This window comes from Acinetobacter sp. YH12254 (assembly GCF_013417415.1).
GTDB lineage: Bacteria > Pseudomonadota > Gammaproteobacteria > Pseudomonadales > Moraxellaceae > Acinetobacter > Acinetobacter pseudolwoffii.
Genome location: NZ_VPEB01000021.1, coordinates 12,063 through 32,057 on the forward strand (window position 1 = coordinate 12,063; position 19,995 = coordinate 32,057).

16 protein-coding genes are annotated in these 19,995 nt (G+C 43.9%); 10 read left to right on the forward strand and 6 right to left on the reverse strand.

The window, feature by feature from the left end; all coding sequences use genetic code 11:
* The first annotated feature begins 31 nt into the window (after positions 1 to 31).
* From FTV29_RS13530 to FTV29_RS13550, 5 genes are all read left to right on the forward strand, one after another.
* Positions 32 to 1,225 carry a sugar transporter gene (locus FTV29_RS13530; protein ID WP_005173477.1) on the forward strand — a complete coding sequence of 398 codons (1,194 nt, stop codon included), beginning with the start codon at positions 32 to 34 and terminating at the stop codon, positions 1,223 to 1,225.
* Positions 1,226 to 1,556: 331 nt separating this feature from the next.
* Positions 1,557 to 2,522 (forward strand): TerC family protein, encoded by a 966-nt coding sequence (locus tag FTV29_RS13535; protein WP_005173479.1) that lies wholly within the window; start codon positions 1,557 to 1,559, stop codon positions 2,520 to 2,522.
* Between the two features lie 187 nt (positions 2,523 to 2,709).
* Positions 2,710 to 4,047, forward strand: a complete 1,338-nt coding sequence (gene guaD, locus FTV29_RS13540) for a guanine deaminase (RefSeq protein ID WP_180072799.1) — start codon at positions 2,710 to 2,712, stop codon at positions 4,045 to 4,047.
* 218 nt (positions 4,048 to 4,265) lie between these two features.
* Positions 4,266 to 4,793 carry a hypoxanthine phosphoribosyltransferase gene (hpt, locus tag FTV29_RS13545; protein WP_159516724.1) on the forward strand — a complete coding sequence of 176 codons (528 nt, stop codon included), beginning with the start codon at positions 4,266 to 4,268 and terminating at the stop codon, positions 4,791 to 4,793.
* A 172-nt stretch (positions 4,794 to 4,965) separates the two neighbouring features.
* The gene (locus FTV29_RS13550; RefSeq protein ID WP_005173486.1) at positions 4,966 to 5,223 is read left to right on the forward strand and encodes a GlsB/YeaQ/YmgE family stress response membrane protein; all 258 of its coding nucleotides are present in this window, start codon (positions 4,966 to 4,968) and stop codon (positions 5,221 to 5,223) included.
* A gap of 77 nt (positions 5,224 to 5,300) precedes the next feature.
* On the opposite strand, the gene FTV29_RS13555 is transcribed toward FTV29_RS13550, so the two are convergent.
* Positions 5,301 to 6,002 (reverse strand): DsbC family protein, encoded by a 702-nt coding sequence (locus FTV29_RS13555; RefSeq protein WP_180072797.1) that lies wholly within the window; start codon positions 6,000 to 6,002, stop codon positions 5,301 to 5,303.
* A gap of 416 nt (positions 6,003 to 6,418) precedes the next feature.
* On the opposite strand from FTV29_RS13555, the gene FTV29_RS13560 reads away from it, so the two are divergent.
* Entirely contained in the window at positions 6,419 to 7,564 is a 1,146-nt protein-coding gene (locus tag FTV29_RS13560) for an MFS transporter (RefSeq protein WP_180072809.1), read from the forward strand.
* Between the two features lie 388 nt (positions 7,565 to 7,952).
* Here the strand turns inward: FTV29_RS13560 and mnmE are convergent, their stop codons facing one another.
* The 5 genes from mnmE to rpmH form a co-directional block, all read right to left on the reverse strand.
* Positions 7,953 to 9,311 (reverse strand): tRNA uridine-5-carboxymethylaminomethyl(34) synthesis GTPase MnmE, encoded by a 1,359-nt coding sequence (mnmE, locus tag FTV29_RS13565; protein ID WP_159516723.1) that lies wholly within the window; start codon positions 9,309 to 9,311, stop codon positions 7,953 to 7,955.
* A 91-nt stretch (positions 9,312 to 9,402) separates the two neighbouring features.
* Positions 9,403 to 11,166, reverse strand: a complete 1,764-nt coding sequence (gene yidC, locus FTV29_RS13570; protein ID WP_180072795.1) for a membrane protein insertase YidC — start codon at positions 11,164 to 11,166, stop codon at positions 9,403 to 9,405.
* 5 nt (positions 11,167 to 11,171) lie between these two features.
* Positions 11,172 to 11,492 (reverse strand): membrane protein insertion efficiency factor YidD, encoded by a 321-nt coding sequence (gene yidD / locus FTV29_RS13575; protein ID WP_005173498.1) that lies wholly within the window; start codon positions 11,490 to 11,492, stop codon positions 11,172 to 11,174.
* A gap of 9 nt (positions 11,493 to 11,501) precedes the next feature.
* Positions 11,502 to 11,894, reverse strand: coding sequence for a ribonuclease P protein component (gene rnpA, locus FTV29_RS13580; protein WP_005173501.1), 393 nt, complete (start codon positions 11,892 to 11,894; stop codon positions 11,502 to 11,504).
* Positions 11,895 to 11,923: 29 nt separating this feature from the next.
* Positions 11,924 to 12,058 (reverse strand): 50S ribosomal protein L34, encoded by a 135-nt coding sequence (rpmH, locus tag FTV29_RS13585; protein ID WP_000831329.1) that lies wholly within the window; start codon positions 12,056 to 12,058, stop codon positions 11,924 to 11,926.
* Positions 12,059 to 12,718: 660 nt separating this feature from the next.
* Between rpmH and dnaA the strand changes: the two genes are divergently transcribed.
* From dnaA to gyrB, 4 genes are all read left to right on the forward strand, one after another.
* Positions 12,719 to 14,095, forward strand: a complete 1,377-nt coding sequence (dnaA, locus tag FTV29_RS13590) for a chromosomal replication initiator protein DnaA (RefSeq protein ID WP_005173504.1) — start codon at positions 12,719 to 12,721, stop codon at positions 14,093 to 14,095.
* Between the two features lie 108 nt (positions 14,096 to 14,203).
* Positions 14,204 to 15,352: a DNA polymerase III subunit beta gene (gene dnaN / locus FTV29_RS13595; protein WP_074383791.1), complete on the forward strand. Its 1,149-nt coding sequence runs from the start codon at positions 14,204 to 14,206 to the stop codon at positions 15,350 to 15,352.
* Positions 15,353 to 15,380: 28 nt separating this feature from the next.
* Positions 15,381 to 16,463 carry a DNA replication/repair protein RecF gene (recF, locus tag FTV29_RS13600; protein WP_005173511.1) on the forward strand — a complete coding sequence of 361 codons (1,083 nt, stop codon included), beginning with the start codon at positions 15,381 to 15,383 and terminating at the stop codon, positions 16,461 to 16,463.
* A 56-nt stretch (positions 16,464 to 16,519) separates the two neighbouring features.
* On the forward strand, positions 16,520 to 18,991 hold the full coding sequence (gyrB, locus tag FTV29_RS13605; RefSeq protein WP_005173515.1) for a DNA topoisomerase (ATP-hydrolyzing) subunit B: 2,472 nt from the start codon (positions 16,520 to 16,522) through the stop codon (positions 18,989 to 18,991).
* Positions 18,992 to 19,995 lie beyond the last annotated feature (1,004 nt).

The window sequence follows — 19,995 nt, forward strand, 5'->3', positions numbered from 1 at the left end:
ACTGCCTGTCTGTTGTTTAAGCCAGATATTTATGTCCAGCCCTTCTTTTAGCTCCTCGGTAAGACGTCAATGGATCTGCGTAATTGCGTTAGCCAGTGCCGCCTTTATTTTCAACACCACCGAATTTATTCCCGTGGCCTTACTCAGTGATATTGGTGCAAGTTTTGACATGTCGGCGACTCAGGTCGGGTTGATGCTGACCATTTATGCCTGGGTCGTGGCTTTATTGTCTTTACCGATGATGCTACTGACCAAAAACATTGAACGACGTTTCTTGTTGATGGTTTTATTTGCGGTCTTCATTTCCAGTCATGTGCTGTCTTATTTTGCCTGGAGTTTCAGTGTTCTGGTATTTAGCCGGATCGGGATTGCAGTAGCGCACGCGCTGTTTTGGTCAATTACCGCTTCGCTTGCAGTACGTGTCGCACCAGCAGGCAAAGAATTTCAAGCCTTGGGTTTATTGGCCACAGGTACTGCCATGGCCATGGTTCTGGGAATTCCCTTTGGTCGCATGATCGGGGAGGCCTATGGCTGGCGCAATAGTTTTGCCTTGATTGCCATCGTCGCCAGCGTGGTCTGCCTGCTACTGGCCAAAACCTTGCCCTTATTACCGAGTGTCAATTCAGGTTCACTCAGCAGCTTGAAAACCTTGTTAAAACGTCCAAGCCTGATGCTGGTATTTGCCCTGACGGTCATTGTAATTAGTGCACAATTCACCGCCTATAGTTATATCGAGCCATTTTCACTGAATATTGCCCAGCTCAGTTCTGTACAGACCACGACTTTATTGCTGGTCTATGGTGGGGCAGGTTTAATCGGCTCTTATCTATTTGGCCGTTTTGCACCACATTTTCCCAAACTTACTATTCCACTGTTCACACTTGGACTGGCTATCTCGTTGCTATTATTGCTGCCGTTGTCCAGCAATGTCTTGCAGTTAAATACCCTGGCTTTACTCTGGGGCGTCAGTATTATTGGTTTCAGTCTGGCCTTACAAGCCAAGACCTTAAATCTGGCCTCCGATGCCACCGACGTGGCCATGGCGATTTATTCTGGCCTGTATAATATTGGAATTGGTGCTGGCGCTTTACTCGGTGGGATCGCAACGGCACAGATCGGCTTGCACAGTATTGGCTGGCTCGGGGCCATCTTGGCCAGTCTGGGTTTTCTCATCACGTTATATTTAATTCGCCGTCCGGATTTTATTGCTCAAAAAATAGCTTGAATCATGCATTTTTGTAAATGAAATTGTAGTCTTAATAAAAATCTGTCATGCTTCTGCATATTGAGCATTTGCTCAAACAGAATTTCGTTTGAACAAGGGGAGTAGCCTCCTCCAAACGTTTAGCAATTGTGGTTCAGATTGTTCAACGTGTCAGAATATCGTCATTACACTTTGCAAAAAGTCGGTATCTGAGCATCTCACTGCGACACTTTTAATAAGAAGTGTAACAGTGAGATGTAGGCAAGACCTTGATCATGTTGGTATAGATGTTTTTCATCTGACAACAGGTCAAGGTTTTTTTATGGCCGATTGTCAGATGTGGAGAATTCACATGGAAACAATTGGTACGCTGTGGCTGTATCTTGTCTTTTTCGCGATTGTCGCAGTCATGCTGATCATCGATTTCGTCGGCTTTAAACATCAGCATGGCCAGGAGGTCAAAGTCCGGACTGCGGCCTACTGGAGTATTGCCTGGGTCAGTATCGCGACTTTATTTGGTGGCGGTTTATGGCTCTATCTGGAGCAGACCGCAGGTACTGCAATTGCCAATGCCAAGGTCATGGAATACTTCGCCGGTTATCTGCTGGAAAAATCCCTGGCAATTGATAACGTCTTTGTCTGGCTGATGATCTTCGCTGCTTTCGCCATTCCACCCGTGCTACAACGTAAATTGCTGCTCTACGGTGTACTCGGTGCGATTGTCCTCAGAACCATCTTTATTTTTATTGGCGCCTGGTTCGTTCAGGAATTCTCATGGATTTTATATATCTTCGGTGCCTTCCTGGTGTATACCGGCTTTAAATTCCTGCGTGGTCAGGATGAAGAAGAAAGCAATATTGAAGATATGGCGATTCTGAAATGGCTGCGTAAACGTATGCGGATTACACCGCAACTTGAAGGTGACAAATTCTTTATCCGTAAAGATGGTTTACTGTGGGCAACGCCGTTATTCCTGGTTTTGATTCTGGTCGAAGCCTCGGATGTGATCTTTGCGGTCGATTCTATTCCGGCAATTTTCGCTGTGACCACCGATCCCTTCATTGTACTGACTGCTAACCTGATGGCGATTTTGGGTCTGCGCGCGATGTTCTTCCTGTTATCGGGTGCCGCATCAAAAATGCATTATCTGCCTTATGGTCTCGGGATTATTCTGGTCTTTATCGGCTTTAAAATGCTGATGCTGGATGTATTCCATATGCCAATCTGGATTTCACTGAGCTTTATTGTGATTGTCTTGACGATCACGGCGATCCTGTCGATTCGCCACAGTAAAAAACATAACCAAACCACGCTCTAATAACTGTATAGACGATCATCTTTAGCGTCAAAAAAGTCCGTTCAATCATGAGCGGACTTTTTTTATTGCTCGACTGCCTTACCACAGCTTCGACTTAACTCAGGCAAATGAAGTCAGCATGATCACGTTATAAATCCACTGAAGTGGGTTACAATCTATTGAAAAAATTAAAAGCACAGGTTTTAACATGTCTTCTCAGATTGCAACAACGGCAGTCCGCGGTCGTTTCCTTGATATCCAGCATACAGTTGCCCAGGCACATGAGATTGATGACCAGGTGCGCTATGTAGAAGATGGTCTGATCATCATGCAAGATGGCAAGATTCAATGGTTTGGCAGCTGGGATGAAGGGCAGAAACATCTAGCTGAAAATATCCAAGTCGCCCATTATCCTGAACAGCTGATTGTGCCGGGATTGATCGATACCCATATTCATTTCCCGCAAACCGAGATGGTCGGGGCCTATGGCGAACAACTGCTGGAATGGTTAAATACCTATACCTTTCCAACAGAAATCCAGTTTGCAGATACAGCCTATAGCGAAAAAATCGCCGATTTTTTTGTGCAGGAATTGCTTAAAAATGGTACCACCACGGCACTGGTCTTCTGTACCGTACATCCTGAATCAGTAGATGCTTTGTTTACAGCGGCGAGTCGCAGAAATATGCGTCTGATCGCCGGTAAAGTCTTGATGGACCGACATGCACCGGAAGCGCTGACGGATACGGCAGAAAGCGCTTATACCGATTCTAAAGCGCTGATTGAGAAATGGCATGGGCAGGGCCGTAACCTGTATGCCATTACCCCTCGCTTTGCCCCGACGTCCACCAATGAACAACTTGAAAAAGCAGGTCAGCTCAAAGCCGAATATCCAGATGTCTATGTACATACCCATTTAAGTGAAAATAAAAATGAAATTGCCTGGGTCAAAGAGTTATTTCCGGAACGTAAAGGCTACCTGGATGTCTATCATCACTATGGTTTAACCGGTGCAAAATCAGTATTTGCACATTGTGTACATCTGGAAGAGCAGGAGTGGGATTGCATGCAGCAGACCAATTCAGCGATTGCTTTTTGTCCGACCTCAAACCTGTTTCTGGGCAGTGGTTTATTCCCTTTAAAAAAAGCATGGGACAAGCAGGTGAAAGTCGGTCTGGGTACCGACATCGGGGCAGGCACCTCGTTTAACCAGTTACAGACCTTAAATGAAGCCTACAAAGTGCAGCAATTGCAGGGAGAAAAACTCTCTGCTTTTGAAGCCTTGTATCATGCCACCTTAGGCGGTGCTAAAGCCTTAAGTCTGGACGATCGTTTGGGGAACTTTAATATCGGCAAGGAGGCGGACTTTGTGGTGCTGGATCTAAATGCCACCGCTTTACAGCAGTTACGCCAAAGCAGAGCCAAAAATATTGAAGATGCATTTTTTGCACTGACCATGCTCGGCGATGACCGTAATATTGCAGTGACCTATGTCTACGGAGAAGCTGTCTATGTCAAAGCCCGATGTACCCGCTCAGACGACTAAAACCCAGCACCGCCATCGCTGGCTGATCGTCTCTGCCATGTTGCTGACCTGTACTTTCATCCTGCGCAGGGATTCGCAGGCAGCAAAGAAATGATTACATTTACAGCATGCAAAACAGGTGCATCTGCAGTAGGGATGTATTAAAATTACAGTGTATTCAGGTGTTGCAGGTCAACACCTTTTTTATTTTGCTATTTTTACTTTTTAGGTATCTACCCATGACCGTTCAAATGAGCGTAATGATTTCCGCTGAAGAAATTCAAGCTAAAGTCAAAGAGCTTGGTGCTCAAATCGATGCACACTATGCCCATAGTGACAAAGACCTTGTGCTCATCGGTTTATTACGTGGTTCAGTGATTTTTATGGCCGATTTGTGTCGTGTGATTTCCAAACCCCATGAACTGGATTTCATGACGGTATCCAGTTATGGCGGTGGCACCCTATCTTCGCGTGATGTAAAAATTCTGAAAGATTTAGACGGCGAAATCCGTGGCAAAGACGTGCTGGTGGTTGAAGATATTATTGACTCGGGAAATACCTTGAGCAAGGTGCTGGAAATCCTGCAAACCCGCCAACCAAACTCGATTCAACTGTGTACTTTGGTAAGTAAACCATCACGTCGTGAAATCGATTTAAAGGTCGAATTTTTGGGCTTTGAAGTTGAAGATAAATTTATCGTAGGTTATGGTCTGGACTATGACCAGAAGTATCGTCATCTGCCATTTATTGGTGAAATCGGTCTTTAAAATTTATTTAAAAAAGTGGCTTAGGCCACTTTTTTTATGTCTCAAATAGACAGAAAAATAGGAACAAAAAATAACATCTCGTTTCAGGATTCAACTTTTTTTGCTTTCTATTCTGTTTCAAGATAATTAAACATGATGTAAAAACAAAGACATGATAATAAGGAGCATACCTATGTGGACAATTATTGTTGCGATTGTCATTGGTTTTATCGCGGGTCTGATTGCACGTGCAATCCATCCAGGTAATGACAAGGCAGGCTTTATCATGACGACCCTGTTAGGTATTGCCGGTTCCTTATTGGCTACATTTGCTGGTCGTATGCTCGGTCTTTATTCGGCAGATTCTGCGGCAGGTCTGATTGCTTCCGTGATCGGTGCGGTGATTATTCTGTTTATTTATAACATGCTGACCAAACGCCGTACGGTCTAAGCGGTTCTGGCTCAATCTGAGCAGTTCCAGTAAAAGCACCCAGTCGGGTGCTTTTTGCTCTTGTATATCTCTCAACTTTATAGTGAAAATTCCTTAAAAATCTGTTCGATCTGTTCTGCCGGATAGGCCCCCATGACTTTAAAACCATTCGAAAAAATAATTGCTGGTGTCCCATTCACACCCAAAGACTGGGCCAGTTTTTTATTTCGCTCAATCGGATTGGCACAACTTTTTTTCGATTTTGGCAGGCTACCTTGAGTGATCAGATCTTCCCAGGCCTGAGCAGGATTAGACGCGCAATACACCTGTTTTGAAGGCGCAACCGATTGTGGCTTTAAAGGCAGAATAAAAGTATAAATCGTCACATCCTTGAGTTTTTTCCACTCTACTTCAAGCTGTTTACAATACGGGCAATTTGGGTCAGAAAAGATCGCAATCTGACGTTTACCCGTACCTCTTACACTTTTCACAGCATCTTGAAGCGGCAATTTTTTCCAGTCAACACTGTTCTGTTTTAGCATCAAATCACGGGTCAGATTATGCTGATCCTGAATCCGCAGCATCGACCCAGCAAGCAGATGCTGGGCATCTTCATTCAGATAAACCACCTGACCCTGCATAAAACCACTGTAGATACCCTTCATTTCCGTGGTCTGGATATTTTCGATTTTTAAATTGGGGCTATTCTTTGCCAGATTGGCTTTTACCATATCAATATTAGCGAATGCGAAGCTTGAAACAAATGTACTTAAAGCAATAATCAGTGTTTTTTTTAACATGAATGTTCTACATGAATCAGATAAAAATATGCTTCGATTCTAATGGGTCTGCTTTTAAATTACCCACGGATTTATGTTACTGTTTATTCCAAGTTTAATCCCTGCATTATGTTTCACGTGGAACAGAAGCGATAAAAGAAGCTTAAATGACGGACAAAAATAAATTCTTGCATGAGATTACATTGTGGTTAAGATTTCATATCTTATAAAATAATATATTATTTTATTGAAATCTATATAAACACATCTATTTGATTTAAAATCTTTTACTGATTCGCCCTTGACCATGTTTCTTGGCCCGCTCTACACTGCATATACTTTTCTTTTTCTTCGCTATGCCCTGACATGGATTGGCCAAGGATCAACACTATAACGGCATGTTCATGACAACAATAACCACTTGGCGACCCTTCTGGATGGTCAGCCTGGCTTTAATCATGGGAACGATTGGTACTGCTTTGGCGAGTCCACTCTATCCGATTTATCAACAACTCTGGAATTTATCCCCAAGCCAGATTACCTATATTTTTGTCGCCTATATGTTTGGCTGTCTGGGCACCTTATTGTTTCTGGGGCGCACCAGCAATAGCATTGGCTTTTTAAAAACTCTACAAATTGGCCTCGTGTTTATTAGTCTGGGTTTGATTATTTCGGTCTTTGCCAATAATGCCCCGATTTTATCTTTGGGCCGTTTCATTATCGGGATTGCCTCTGGTTTGATGACGACTTCTGCCATGCTTGGCATGATGCAGACCATTCCGGAGAGTCATAAGCAGCTTGCGCCGCAATGGGTCTCTATTTTGACTGCGATTGGCTTTGGTCTGGGTCCGTTTATCGGAGGTGTCATTGCGCAGTTTTCTCAAGCCCCACTGGTGACTCCCTATATTCCGATTATTGTTGGAGCAGTGCTTTGTTTTATCGGCTTATTCTGGTTAAAAGTGCCTGCTTTTGAGCGTCAGCCCTTTAGTATCGCCCCCAAATTACAGCGTCCTGAGGCTCAATATCATGCTGTATTTATGATCATTGGGTTCACTGCATTTAGTGCCTTTGCTGCCTTTAGTTTATTTGCCTCACTTTCGCCTTCTTTTGTGCAAGATATTTTACCGTGGCATGGTCCTTTAGTAAGTGGTACCGCCATTACCTGTATTCTGCTGGTATCTGCAGTGGTGCAATACCTGGCCAAAGCGGTGGCTGCAAAAAAATGTCTGAATATCGGCTTGTTCATGATGCTGATTAGCCTGCTCAGCCTTGCATTGTGTATGTTGCTTAAGGCAAGTTTCTTATTCTTCGTGAGCGATTTTTTATTTGGTATTGGGCATGGTTTTGCCCTGATGGGGGCTTTTGGCGTAATTCATGCTATCACCACTTTGCAAAACCGGGCCGCGGTGATGTCGACCTACTTGTTTATTGGCTATTTGGGCACCATTGTGCCGATTCTTGCGGTGGGTTACTTGGCCGACCATTTTGGATTAAATTTCGCTGTGATCAGCTTCTGTGTGGCGATGAGTGCTTTATGTGTCGTGCTCTGGTTATGCCACCAGAAGCTCAGTGTAAAAGCTTAAAATAGCCCTCTGATGAGGTAATGCTGATCAGTTAAGGAGTTTAGAAATAGACTCTTTAACTTTTTAGTCGTTCATGACGGAGTCTTCACCTTATAAATCAAATACTTGAAAATAATTTGTTACTTTGGTTTCGCCCAAATGAGAAGCGAAGCTTCGCAAGGAAGGCATCTTGCGGAGCAACACTCCTCACCGCAAAACTCGTCAGCCTCCATCGACTAGTAAATTTGTCGCAGAAACAATCATTTTTAAATCTAGTCCTGCCTCAAACAGTTGCGGATGACTTTTCTACTTGTCAAATATGATCATGAATTTAAAAAAGAAAATACTAGTCAATTTCTTAACTGACTGGCATTCCTCTGATGAGGGCTATTTATGCATAATTTTTTGCTTACTTTCCAATACAAAACGAACCGAAAATTTTTCCAAGCAGATCATCGGCACTAAAGTCACCGGTAATTTCCCCCAGTGCATTCTGGGCTAGACGTAAGGACTCCGCCACCAGTTCACCGGCGTTGTACACCACCAATTGTTCACGTGCTTCAGCCAAATAGAGTTGAGTGCGCTTCATTGCGTCTAAATGACGGGTACGCGCAATAAAGGTATCTTCTTCAGGCTGGAAGCCTGCATGCGCTGTAATCGCCTCTATGAGCGCTTGCACACCAGTTTCCTGCTTGGCAGAGACTGCGATATGCCGGAAACCATTCAAATCAGCAATTGCAGCTTCAGCACCAGTCAGATCACACTTATTCCCAATCAGCATCAGGCGTTTTGCTTCAATATGTTCAGCAAAATATTCTTGGGCCAGTTGCAGTGGATCTTCACCTTGACTTAGGTCATAGACCAGCAGTAACAAATCGGCCTGTTCGATTTCCTTGATTGCACGGCGAATCCCTTCTTTTTCGACAATATCCCCGGTCTCACGCAAGCCTGCGGTATCCGTCAGGGTAATTGGCAAGCCATTTAAGGTGATTTTTTCATGTAAAACATCACGGGTTGTACCCGCAATATCGGTCACAATCGCACGCTCGATCCCTGCCAAAGCATTCAGTAATGAAGATTTACCGGCATTCGGTTTACCGGCAATCACCACTTGTAAACCTTCACGCAATAACTGACCTTGACGTGCTGATTGCTGAACTTGCGTGACCGCAGTCGCCACACCATCGAGCAGATTCAGAATCTTGCCATCAGCCAGAAAGTCAATTTCCTCTTCTGGAAAATCAATTGCGGCTTCCACGTGCAAACGTAAATGTACCAGCTGCTCAAGCACCGTATTGACTTTGGTCGAAAATGCACCTTGCAGAGAACGAACCGCAGAACGCGCAGCTGCTTGTGAGGTGGCATCAATCAGGTCAGCAATGGCTTCAGCCTGTACCAAGTCCATCTTGCCATTTTCAAAGGCACGCATGGAAAACTCACCGGCTTTGGCAGCAATCGCACCCAGTTCCAGCAAACGTGCAAGCAAGGCATTTTGAATCACAGGACCGCCATGACCTTGTAACTCCACCACATCCTCGCCGGTAAAAGAATGCGGATTCGGGAAGCAAATGGCTAAGCCTTCATCCATAATTTCACCAGCAGTATCGTAAAACTTACGAAAGGCAGCATAGCGTGCACCGGCAAGGGGTTGTTTTGTGAGTGCTTCGGCAATTTCATAGGATTTTGGACCCGATAGGCGAATCACCCCAACGCCGCCACGTCCTGGTGGCGTTGCAATCGCAGCAATAGTCGTGGTTCGGTTGAGCATAAAATTCACCTAAAAAATCCAAAAGTTCAGCCAAAAAAAATCCGCCTAAGAGTATCATCTTAAGCGGATTTATTCAGCCCGTCATTACAACTTAGTTGACTGGCGTTGCTTCATCACGTTTGGCACGTTCTTTAGCAACAGACTTGTTAATCAAACCTTGTTGCAGGATGGTGATCAAGTTGTTCACAATCCAGTATAGAACCAAGCCCGCAGGGAAGAACAGCAAGAATACGGTAAAAATCACCGGCATAATCTTGAAGACTTTAGCTTGCATTGGATCAGTGGGTTGTGGATTTAAGGACTGTTGAATATACATCGTCAGACCCATTAACAATGGCAGGATAAACCATGGATCCATTGAGGATAAATCCTGAATCCAGAGCATCCATGGCGCATGACGCAGTTCAACCGATTCCATCAATACCCAGTACAAAGCCAGGAAGATTGGCATTTGTAATAACAGCGGTAAACAGCCCGCAAGCGGATTGACCTGCTCACGTTTATACAGTGCCATCATTTCCTGAGAGAAGCGCATACGGTCTTCACCAAACTCTTCTTTCATACGCTGCATTTCTGGAGCAATCACACGCATTTTCGCCATTGAGCGGTAGCTCTTCGACGACAATGGCCACAGAATCAGTTTCACCAGAATGGTCAATAGAATAATTGCCCAGCCCCAGTTACCCACTAAACCATGGAAGAATTCCAGACCCACGAACAAGAGTTTCGCAATTGGCCATAACCAGCCATAATCGACTGTTTGGTTTAAACCTGTGGCCAAATCCTTCAATTCTGACTGGATTTTTGGACCTGAATAGAAGGTCGCATCAATCTCGGCCACAGTACCTGCAGGCACATTAAAGGTTGGAGAAGTAAAACCAATAATGTTCATGTTATCGGTTGATTTACGTGATTCAAGCTTGGCGCTATACGCTTCACCATTACCCTGAGTCAACTTCAGATTACCTGGTACCCAAGCACTGACAAAGTAGTGCTGTACCATGGCAACCCAGCCACCTGTCGCTTCAGTACTGACTTTTTCTTCAATAAAGTTGTCAAATTTAAGCTTGTTGTACTGCTCGTCTGGCGTACCCCAGGCACCGCCCAGGAAAGTCCCTAGCGTGAAAATACCCTGGTCTGATTTACCCGGATCTTCTGAATTATCACGTTTGATCTGGCCAAACATCTGACCTTGCCAGGTCTGAGCACTGCGGTTCACCACTTTGTGGTTCACAACAACCGGATATTCACCTTCAGTGAAATTGAAGGTTTTGATAATCTCGACACCATCCGCGGTTTTAAATACCAACGGTACAGACAAGACTTTAAGGTTTTCACCCTCTTTAGATTTGGTTGCTTTCGCGTCTGCCAAGGTATAAGCGGTTTTTTCCAGCTCATACGTCGGACGGCCGTTACGGCTGCTGTCCGGTCCATTCAGACCGATCAGACCAGACTGAGCGACATAAGTACGTTTCGCATCGCTTTCCAGCATCACGAACGGTTCATCGCTGTCCTTGTTTTTGTCATGATTGAGTAATTCAACACGAACAATATCACCACCTTTCGGATTGATCCAAAGATGATAAAGGTCAGTTTGTACTGAAATAAGCTGCTGACTTACAGGTGCTGTGGCATCCGTGGCTTGCTGCGCTGGCATATTCGCTTGTGGCAGATCAGAGGCAACTGTAGCCGTCTGAGCATTTGGCAAATCTGCAGATACGTCATGCGAAACAACAGCAGTTTCTGGCTGCGGTTTGGTTTCAGCATTTCCATAATCTTTTTGCCACGCCAAAATGAGCAAATATGCGACAACAAACATGGCTCCGAGAATTGCAATCCTGGCCCATTGTTGCATATGTATTACCCCAAGTGGTGAGAGTGATTTTGGTTCAATAAACGATCACGAAAGGGTACAGCAACGTGAAGCGTTTGAGAATCTATTTGCTGAAATGAAATAAAACGAATCGCTTTAGAGGGAACAGGATCATATCCCGAGCCCCCCCACGGATGACAACGGCAAATACGCTTAGTAGCCAGCCACACTCCACGTCCAGCCCCATGTATCTGGACTGCTTCCAAGGAATATTGAGAACAAGTTGGAATATAACGACAGCGCGGCCCCAATAAAGGACTGATCGCAATCTGATAGAAACGTATCAACCAATGTAGTAAACGTACCATTGGCCTACTCTACTTTTGTGGGGAGGGGGCTATTTTTGTATGCTTTTTGGCAAGACGGTTCAGTTTTTGCCAAGCAAATTGTAATTGCTGATGCAATTCTGCATTAGGCACTGCTTCCACACCCATTTTTGGCATGATTACAATGTCTAAGTCATCTAATTGCTGTTGATGCAGGCGAAAACTTTCGCGAGCAAGTCGTTTTACTCTATTTCGTTCGTGTGCTCGGCGCACTTTCTTCTTAGCAACAACTAAACCCAAACGGCTATTTGGCAGTTCGGAATGTTTTGCAAGAAATAAGAAATGGGGCTGATGCACTTTAAAAAGCGCACCATCAAACACACCTTTATAATCGGCGGCACAGCGTAATCGCAACTCTGTACCAAAACTATAAAGTTTTGTCATAACACCCAAAATCGTCTTAGCGTAACTGATTAAACAGTTAAGCTATGACGACCTTTTGCACGACGGCGAGCTAATACTTGACGACCAGCTTTAGTAGCCATACGAGCACGGAAACCATGAACACGCTTACGCTTTAATTCAGATGGTTGGAATGTACGTTTCATATTGAAACTCCAAAAAATGATCTTTCTATGAAGGTCCGCGATTTTAGTGCTCATTGCTTGAGCTGTCAATGCAAAAGCACTTTTCTTTTCAAATAAGCTTAAAAAAGATTTTTACCCGAGTTGTCAAAAAAACTGTTGCTAAAATGACTAAATTATACTTAACCACAGATTAAATTATTGTTATACATAGATATATAACTTATAAACAACTCTATCAACAAAGTTATCCACAATCTATCCAGTGTTGAAAAGCAAGATTCTGTTTTTGAATTTAAATTCGTAATCTCTCGATTTATCCACAGAAAACTCAAAGCTTATAAGTAAATTCAAATTTATAAATTTAAGTTTATTACTATTAGGAAGCACTTTTTCTATGGATAAGCCACTTTTTATTTAATTAAACATATATTTATGTTGTGGATAAAACTGTTTCTAATAATTTTATACTTTGTGGATAACTTTGTGCTATATTTTATCCACAGCTTGCGGATAAACTTATCCACACCGGGTTTTAAATTTAAATTTATGCACGATGATGGCTTTTTGCACAGTTTTTGTGGAAATGATCATGACAGATGTGGATAACTTGGTTAGAATGGCGACCCGCTTTTGGTCGCGGTCATCTTTTTGAATGAACAATGGAATGAATAGGGGATTCACATGCTTTGGACGGACTGCTTAAATCGCCTGCGACAAGAGCTCTCTGGAAATGTCTTTACAATGTGGATTCGCCCATTGGTTGCAGAAGAGCTGGAAGATAGCTTGCGTTTGTATGCACCCAATCCTTACTGGACGCGTTACATTCAAGAGCATCATCTGGAACTGATTACGATTCTGGCCGAACAGCTGTCCGAAGGACGGGTACGCAAGGTCGAAATTTTGGTCGATTCACGTCCTGGTGCGATTTTATCGGCCAGTGAACAGCCAGCGACTACCACCGCGGCGTTGAGTTCAACCCCAATGCCGGTACAAAAACCGAAAAAAGAAAAAGAAGATACGGTTAAAAATAGCCGTAGACGTCAGCTCAATCCGTTATTTACTTTCTCGCTGTTTGTCGAAGGCCGTTCTAACCAGATGGCAGCAGAAACCTGTCGCAAGGTACTGACCCAACTCGGTGCTTCACAGCATAATCCCTTATTTTTATATGGGCCGACCGGTCTGGGTAAAACTCACTTGATGCAGGCCGTGGGCAATGCACTGTTGCAGGCCAAGCCGAATGCACGGGTGATGTACATGACCGCGGAAAGCTTTGTACAAGATTTTGTTAGTTCTTTGCAGCAAGGCAAAGTGGAAGAATTTAAGAAAAACTGCCGTTCTCTGGATTTGTTACTGGTCGATGACATCCATTTACTGGCCGGTAAAGAAGCCAGCCTGGTAGAATTTTTCTACACCTTTAACGCACTTTTAGATGAATCTAAGCAGATTATTCTGACCTCGGACCGCTATCCAAAAGAACTGACTGAACTGGATCCACGTTTAGTTTCACGGTTTTCCTGGGGCTTGTCGGTTGGGGTTGAACCACCGGATATTGAAACCCGGATTGAAATTTTATTAAGAAAAGCCGAAAGCAATCAGGTGGATTTACCGCGTAACTGTGCCCTGTTTATTGCGCAGCAGGTGGTGGCCAACGTGCGTGAACTAGAAGGTGCGCTAAACAAAGTGGTGGCAATTTCACGTTTTAAAGGCACACCGATTGATCTGGATGTGGTGCGTGAATCCTTAAAAGATGTGCTGGCGATTCGTGCCCGCACCATCAGTACTGAAAATATTCAGCGTGTGGTCAGTGAATATTTCCGTATTCCCTTAAAAGAGATTGTCGGACCGAAACGCACCCGAATTTATGCCCGTCCACGTCAGCTGGCGATGGGTCTGGCACGTGAACTGACCGGCGACAGTTTTCCAGAAATTGGCATGGCTTTTGGTGGTCGTGATCACAGTACCGTGATGCATGCCTGCGAGAAAGTGCAGAGCCTGCGTGAGGAAGATCCAATCTTTAACGAAGACTATAAAAACCTGCAACGTCTGTTGCAAAGTTGACCTAAATCGCTCAAATTCTATTCTTGCTATGCGGCTGCTTTTGCCGCATAGTAAACCGTTAAAAATTCACTTTTTCTATATTAATCTTCAGCTTTAGAGGAATGCACCGTGCGTTTAAAAATCGCGAAAGAAAGCTTACTGAATGTTCTCTCACATGTCGTAGGAGCGGTTGAACGTCGCCATACCTTAAATATTTTATCTAACCTGAAAATTCAGGTGACTGCACAGGCATTAACCGTGACCGGTTCCGACCTTGAGGTTGAACTGGTGGCCAGTACAACACTGGCTGAAGGTGCATGTTTGCAGGCCGGGGAGACCACAGTTCCGGCGCGTAAGCTGATTGATATCTGTAAGTCACTTCCTTCAGCGGCATTGGTGGATTTGCATATTACTGAAGATCAGCGCTGCATTCTCAAATCAGGTAACAGCCGTTTTGTGCTGGGTACCTTGCCTGCTGATGATTATCCATTACTGAATACTGAAAACACCCAAGGTACGCAAGTAACTGTTACCCAGCGTGAGCTGAAGCGTTTATTCGAGAAAACTGCCTTTGCGATGGCGGTGCAGGATGTGCGTTTTTACCTGACCGGTACTTTGCTGGAAATTGATGCCAATCAGCTGCGTGCTGTGACCACCGATGGCCACCGTCTGGCGCTTTGTGAAACTGCGGCTCAATCTACTGCGACCCAGCCGATTCAAGCGATTGTGCCACGTAAAGCCGTTGCGGAATTACAGCGTCTGCTCAGTGTTGAAGATGAGCAGTTATCTTTGCTGATTGGTCGTGAACTGCTGAATGTGACCATCAATATGCCAAGCCGTGACAAGGAACAGGCCGATATTACCGTGCGTTTTACCACCAAACTGATTGATGGTAAATTCCCGGATTATCGTCGTGTGATTCCACGTGGTGGTGACAAAATCGTGATGATTGCGCATGATGTGTTCAAGCAGTCTTTGCAGCGTGTCGCGATTTTAAGTAATGAAAAACTCCGTGGCGTGTTCCTGAATTTTAATGCCGATTCCCTGCAACTTCGCGCCAATAACCCGGAACAGGATGAGGCGATTGAAGACTTAGCCATTCAATATGCCGACTCACCGCTGGAGATGTCGTTTAATGCGCAGTATTTGATTGAGGTGCTGGGTGTGCTGGATGGTGATGATGTCTCCATGACCATGACTGAAGCCAATCAGTCTGTGTTAGTACAAGACCCGGCACATACCGATCAAACTTATGTCGTCATGCCGATGCGTGTTTAAGTCGCGGCTATTGATACTCGTATAAGACATGCATATTACGCGTTTACATATTGAGCGTGTACGGAATTTAAAGACGGTTGCTCTCCACAGATTGCAGCCGTTTAATGTTTTTTATGGCCAAAATGGTTCAGGTAAAACCTCGATTTTAGAGGCGATTCATTTGCTAGCTGCCGGTCGTTCTTTCCGTACCCATATCCCGAAAAATTATATTCAGCATGGCGCACAAGACGCGATTGTGTTTGCACAGTCCGCGACCGAAAAAATCGGCATGCAAAAAATGGCCAGCGGGGAACAGCTGATTAAGGTCAATGGTGATCTGGTGGCAACGCAGGGCCAACTCGCCAAGCTATTGCCTTTGCAGCTGATTGACCCACAAAGTACCGATATTATTGATCATGGTGCCAAGCCACGACGTCAACTTTTAGACTGGTTAATGTTCCACGTGGAACCTGAGTTTTATCATGCCTGGCAATATTATTCGCGTGCCTTGAAGCAGCGCAATAGTTTACTGAAAAGCAAACGTTTCTTGAGTCTTTCCGATCTGGAGCCTTGGAACCAGATGCTGAGTGAGTATGGTGAACTTCTGCATTCGCAACGTGCGGGTATCGTGGAACAGTGGAAGTCCTTTTTTGAAGATGATCTAAAGCAGCTATTGCCTGATCTGCAGATCAGTCTGGAATACAGTCCGGGGTTTCATAGTGAAACCGGCCTGCTGAATGATCTGACCAATCAGCATGCAAAAGATCTGGAAAGACGTTATACAGAATACGGTCCACATCGCGCAGATTTGCGTCTGAAAACCCCTCTGGGGGATGCTGATGTGATCCTGTCACGCGGGCAAAAAAAGCTGCTGATGATGGCGTTAAAACTGTCGCAAATCGCAATGCTGCATTCTTGTAATAAGGAAACTGTGGTATTATTAGATGATGTGACAGCAGAATTAGATTTAACCGCACAACAACGTTTAATTGAGCGATTGAGCCAACTTGGTAGTCAAGTTTTTATTACCACCTTAGACCATGAATCAGTACAAAAGCACTTACATGATTTGTCTATCTCATATCAGTTATTCAATGTTGAAAACGGTACAGTTCAGGTTGTTGTGCAATAGTATTTTTTTAGTTTTACCCATCTTGGGATAGACCTATTTTTCACTAGGGAGAAACCATGAGTTCAGAAGATCAAGCTGCTTCTCAAACAGAACAAACCATTGAAAAGGCTTATGATTCCTCTAGCATCAAGGTATTACGTGGTTTAGACGCAGTACGTAAGCGTCCGGGCATGTACATTGGTGACACAGACGATGGCACAGGCTTGCACCACATGGTGTTCGAAGTAGTCGATAACTCGATTGATGAAGCCTTGGCAGGCCACTGTGATGAAATTATAGTGACTATTCATGAAGATGAATCGGTTTCAGTTTCTGACAACGGTCGTGGTATTCCAACCGATATTCACCCTGAAGAAGGCGTGTCTGCGGCAGAGGTGATTTTGACCATTCTGCATGCCGGCGGTAAGTTTGATGACAACAGTTACAAGGTCTCAGGCGGTCTGCATGGCGTAGGTGTGTCTGTGGTCAACGCACTCTCTGAAAAACTACTGTTGAACATCAGTCGTGCAGGTAAAACTTATGAACAGGAATACCGTCATGGTGATCCTGTTTATAAATTACGTGAAACAGGGATAACCGAAACGTCAGGTACCACTGTACGTTTTTACCCAAGTGCTGAAACTTTTAGCCAAACCATATTCAATGTCGATATTCTGGCGCGTCGTTTGCGTGAACTATCGTTTCTGAACGCAGGTGTACGCATTGTACTTCGCGATGAGCGCGTCAACCTTGAAAATATCTATGACTATGAAGGTGGTTTATCTGAGTTCGTTAAATACATTAACGAAGGCAAAACGCATCTGAACGATATTTTCCATTTCACTACTGCACAGCTCGATACCGGCATTACGGTAGAAGTGGCATTACAGTGGAATGATTCTTATCAGGAAAACGTACGCTGCTTTACCAATAACATCCCGCAAAAGGATGGTGGTACACATTTGGCCGGTTTCCGTGCTGCACTGACCCGTGGTTTAAATAACTATATGGACAGCGAAAATATCCTGAAAAAGGAAAAAGTTGCAGTCTCGGGGGATGATGCCCGTGAAGGTTTAACCGCGATCGTCTCGGTGAAAGTGCCTGATCCAAAATTCTCTTCGCAGACCAAAGAAAAACTGGTGTCGAGTGAAGTAAAAACTGCGGTTGAGCAGGCCATGAACAAGGCATTTTCTGAATATCTTTTAGAAAATCCACAAGCAGCGAAATCGATTGCCGGCAAAATTATTGATGCCGCGCGTGCCCGTGATGCAGCGCGTAAAGCCCGTGAAATGACCCGTCGCAAGAGCGCACTGGATATTGCCGGTCTTCCAGGTAAGCTGGCCGATTGTCAGGAAAAAGATCCAGCCTTGTCTGAACTGTATCTGGTCGAGGGTGATTCTGCCGGTGGATCTGCGAAGCAAGGCCGTAACCGTAAAATGCAGGCGATTTTACCGCTGAAAGGTAAGATTCTGAACGTAGAGCGTGCGCGTTTCGACCGGATGATTTCCTCTGCGGAAGTCGGCACACTGATTACTGCACTTGGCTGTGGTATTGGTCGTGAAGAATATAACCCGGACAAACTGCGCTATCATAAAATCATTATCATGACCGATGCTGACGTCGATGGTTCGCACATTCGTACGCTGCTGTTGACCTTCTTCTTCCGTCAGATGCCGGAACTGGTCGAGCGTGGTCATATCTATATCGCCCAGCCACCACTCTACAAGCTGAAAAAAGGCAAGCAGGAACAGTACATCAAAGATAACGATGCACTGGAAACTTACCTGATTTCCAATGCCATTGACGAGCTAGAACTGCATATCAGTGCTGAAGCACCTGCGATTCGTGGTGAAGCACTGGCAAGGGTGATTGCCGATTATCAAACCTCACAGAAGAGCTTGGCGCGTTTAACCCAGCGTTATCCGGCGAGCTTGCTCGATGCTTTGCTGTCGCTGGACGCCTTTAAACTCGATCAGCTTGAAGATAAAAGTTATGTCGAAACTTGGGGTGAAAACCTGCGTGCAGCGATTGAAGCCATTCAGCCGACGCTACGTCCAGAATTAACGCTGGAATCTTTTGAGAAAGAACTGGCAGATGGTCAGAAAACTCAAAGCTGGTTACCAAGAATCACCATCTATGTGCATAACCTGCCACATAGTTATCTATTAGACTCTGTGCTTTTAGGTTCAAGTGAATATGCACGTTTATTAAAGAATTCGAAGAGCTGGTTCAGCCTGCTTGAAGAGGGTGCTTATTTGCAAAAAGGTGATCGTAAGATTAACGTGAACAATTTTCATCAGGTTTGGCAGCATATTCTGTCTGACTCGCGTCGCGGCATGATGATCCAGCGTTATAAAGGTCTGGGTGAGATGAATGCGGAACAGTTGTGGGAAACCACCATGGATCCGGATAACCGTAACATGCTGCAAGTGACAGTCACCGATGCGATTGAAGCAGACCGCATGTTCTCTTGTCTGATGGGCGATGATGTGGAACCACGTCGTGCCTTCATTGAAGAAAATGCCTTGAATGCAGACATTGATACCTGATTAAGATGATTTTAAAAAGCGCCTTTCGAGGCGCTTTTTTGATGCAAAATTTATGCGAATATCATCTGAATTATTTTAGAAGCATTCCAACCTAGGTCGTGCTTTTCTGCCAAATGATCAGCTGATTTTAGCTGCAAAAAAAAGTCGAATTAAGCGGTGGCTAATCGACCTAAAAAGAATTATCCATAAGTAAGCAACATAAAGACAAGTATGAGATCTGGATGAATGCAATTTATCATGGTGGGGAAGTAATTGTGCCACTATAAATATGAAGATTTTAGCAGGGTTTAAAGGATAACTATCGATACTAGGATCAATTGTACATATGCTGCAAAATAGCGTGTAGAAGCCATTGAAGCCAAAGTTGGTGTATGAAAAATACCCGTAGCGAAGGCCGAATTGAAGAGTGGAGAGCGATAGAGCTGGAAAATAATAAATACAAAATGATAAAGCTGGTTTTTTTAAATTCTATTATTTGAATGGCTTATTAAAATATCCTGCCGTATCTCAAATAATATGTGAATAGGATTATTTTAAGGTCTGCTCTAAATATGATCAAACGTGTGGATAACTACAAAGTTATCCCTAATTAGTTATGTGAATAAGATTGTATTTATCCACAAACCAACTCCCTCTCTAGTTAATTTCTGGTTTTAAATTTAAAATATTTGGCTTGTGGGCAAGTGCTTTTGAATTTAAAATGGCGTTTTAAATTTAAAGTGCTATTTAGAGTTATATTTCCTCTGTTATACAACCTTGCAAAATCAATAGCTACTCGTCAGCATGCTTGAGCAGCTATTTTTATCGAAAACTAAAAATACTTTTAAAATTAATTACCTATATATCTATTGTAGTTTTATTTAACAATGAGCGTGAAACATATTTTGATTGAAAAATAGAGGGTGTAGTTAAACTACATAATTAATTTAACAATCAAGTTAATTTTCATTTTTTAATTTAAAATCATCGTGTTATTGTTTTTATTCCTTCTTGAGGTTTGTATT

What these genes read in the sequence shown, in the direction of transcription:
- FTV29_RS13560 (WP_180072809.1), top strand. Translation starts at nt 6,419, where the DNA reads ATGGTCAGCCTGGCTTTAATCATGGGAACGATTGGTACTGCTTTGGCG.
- rpmH (WP_000831329.1), bottom strand. Translation starts at nt 12,058, where the DNA reads ATGAAACGTACATTCCAACCATCTGAATTAAAGCGTAAGCGTGTTCAT.
- rnpA (WP_005173501.1), bottom strand. Translation starts at nt 11,894, where the DNA reads ATGACAAAACTTTATAGTTTTGGTACAGAGTTGCGATTACGCTGTGCC.
- recF (WP_005173511.1), top strand. Translation starts at nt 15,381, where the DNA reads ATGCATATTACGCGTTTACATATTGAGCGTGTACGGAATTTAAAGACG.
- FTV29_RS13550 (WP_005173486.1), top strand. Translation starts at nt 4,966, where the DNA reads ATGTGGACAATTATTGTTGCGATTGTCATTGGTTTTATCGCGGGTCTG.
- yidD (WP_005173498.1), bottom strand. Translation starts at nt 11,492, where the DNA reads ATGGTACGTTTACTACATTGGTTGATACGTTTCTATCAGATTGCGATC.
- FTV29_RS13535 (WP_005173479.1), top strand. Translation starts at nt 1,557, where the DNA reads ATGGAAACAATTGGTACGCTGTGGCTGTATCTTGTCTTTTTCGCGATT.
- FTV29_RS13530 (WP_005173477.1), top strand. Translation starts at nt 32, where the DNA reads ATGTCCAGCCCTTCTTTTAGCTCCTCGGTAAGACGTCAATGGATCTGC.
- dnaA (WP_005173504.1), top strand. Translation starts at nt 12,719, where the DNA reads ATGCTTTGGACGGACTGCTTAAATCGCCTGCGACAAGAGCTCTCTGGA.
- yidC (WP_180072795.1), bottom strand. Translation starts at nt 11,166, where the DNA reads ATGCAACAATGGGCCAGGATTGCAATTCTCGGAGCCATGTTTGTTGTC.
- gyrB (WP_005173515.1), top strand. Translation starts at nt 16,520, where the DNA reads ATGAGTTCAGAAGATCAAGCTGCTTCTCAAACAGAACAAACCATTGAA.
- guaD (WP_180072799.1), top strand. Translation starts at nt 2,710, where the DNA reads ATGTCTTCTCAGATTGCAACAACGGCAGTCCGCGGTCGTTTCCTTGAT.
- hpt (WP_159516724.1), top strand. Translation starts at nt 4,266, where the DNA reads ATGACCGTTCAAATGAGCGTAATGATTTCCGCTGAAGAAATTCAAGCT.
- mnmE (WP_159516723.1), bottom strand. Translation starts at nt 9,311, where the DNA reads ATGCTCAACCGAACCACGACTATTGCTGCGATTGCAACGCCACCAGGA.
- FTV29_RS13555 (WP_180072797.1), bottom strand. Translation starts at nt 6,002, where the DNA reads ATGTTAAAAAAAACACTGATTATTGCTTTAAGTACATTTGTTTCAAGC.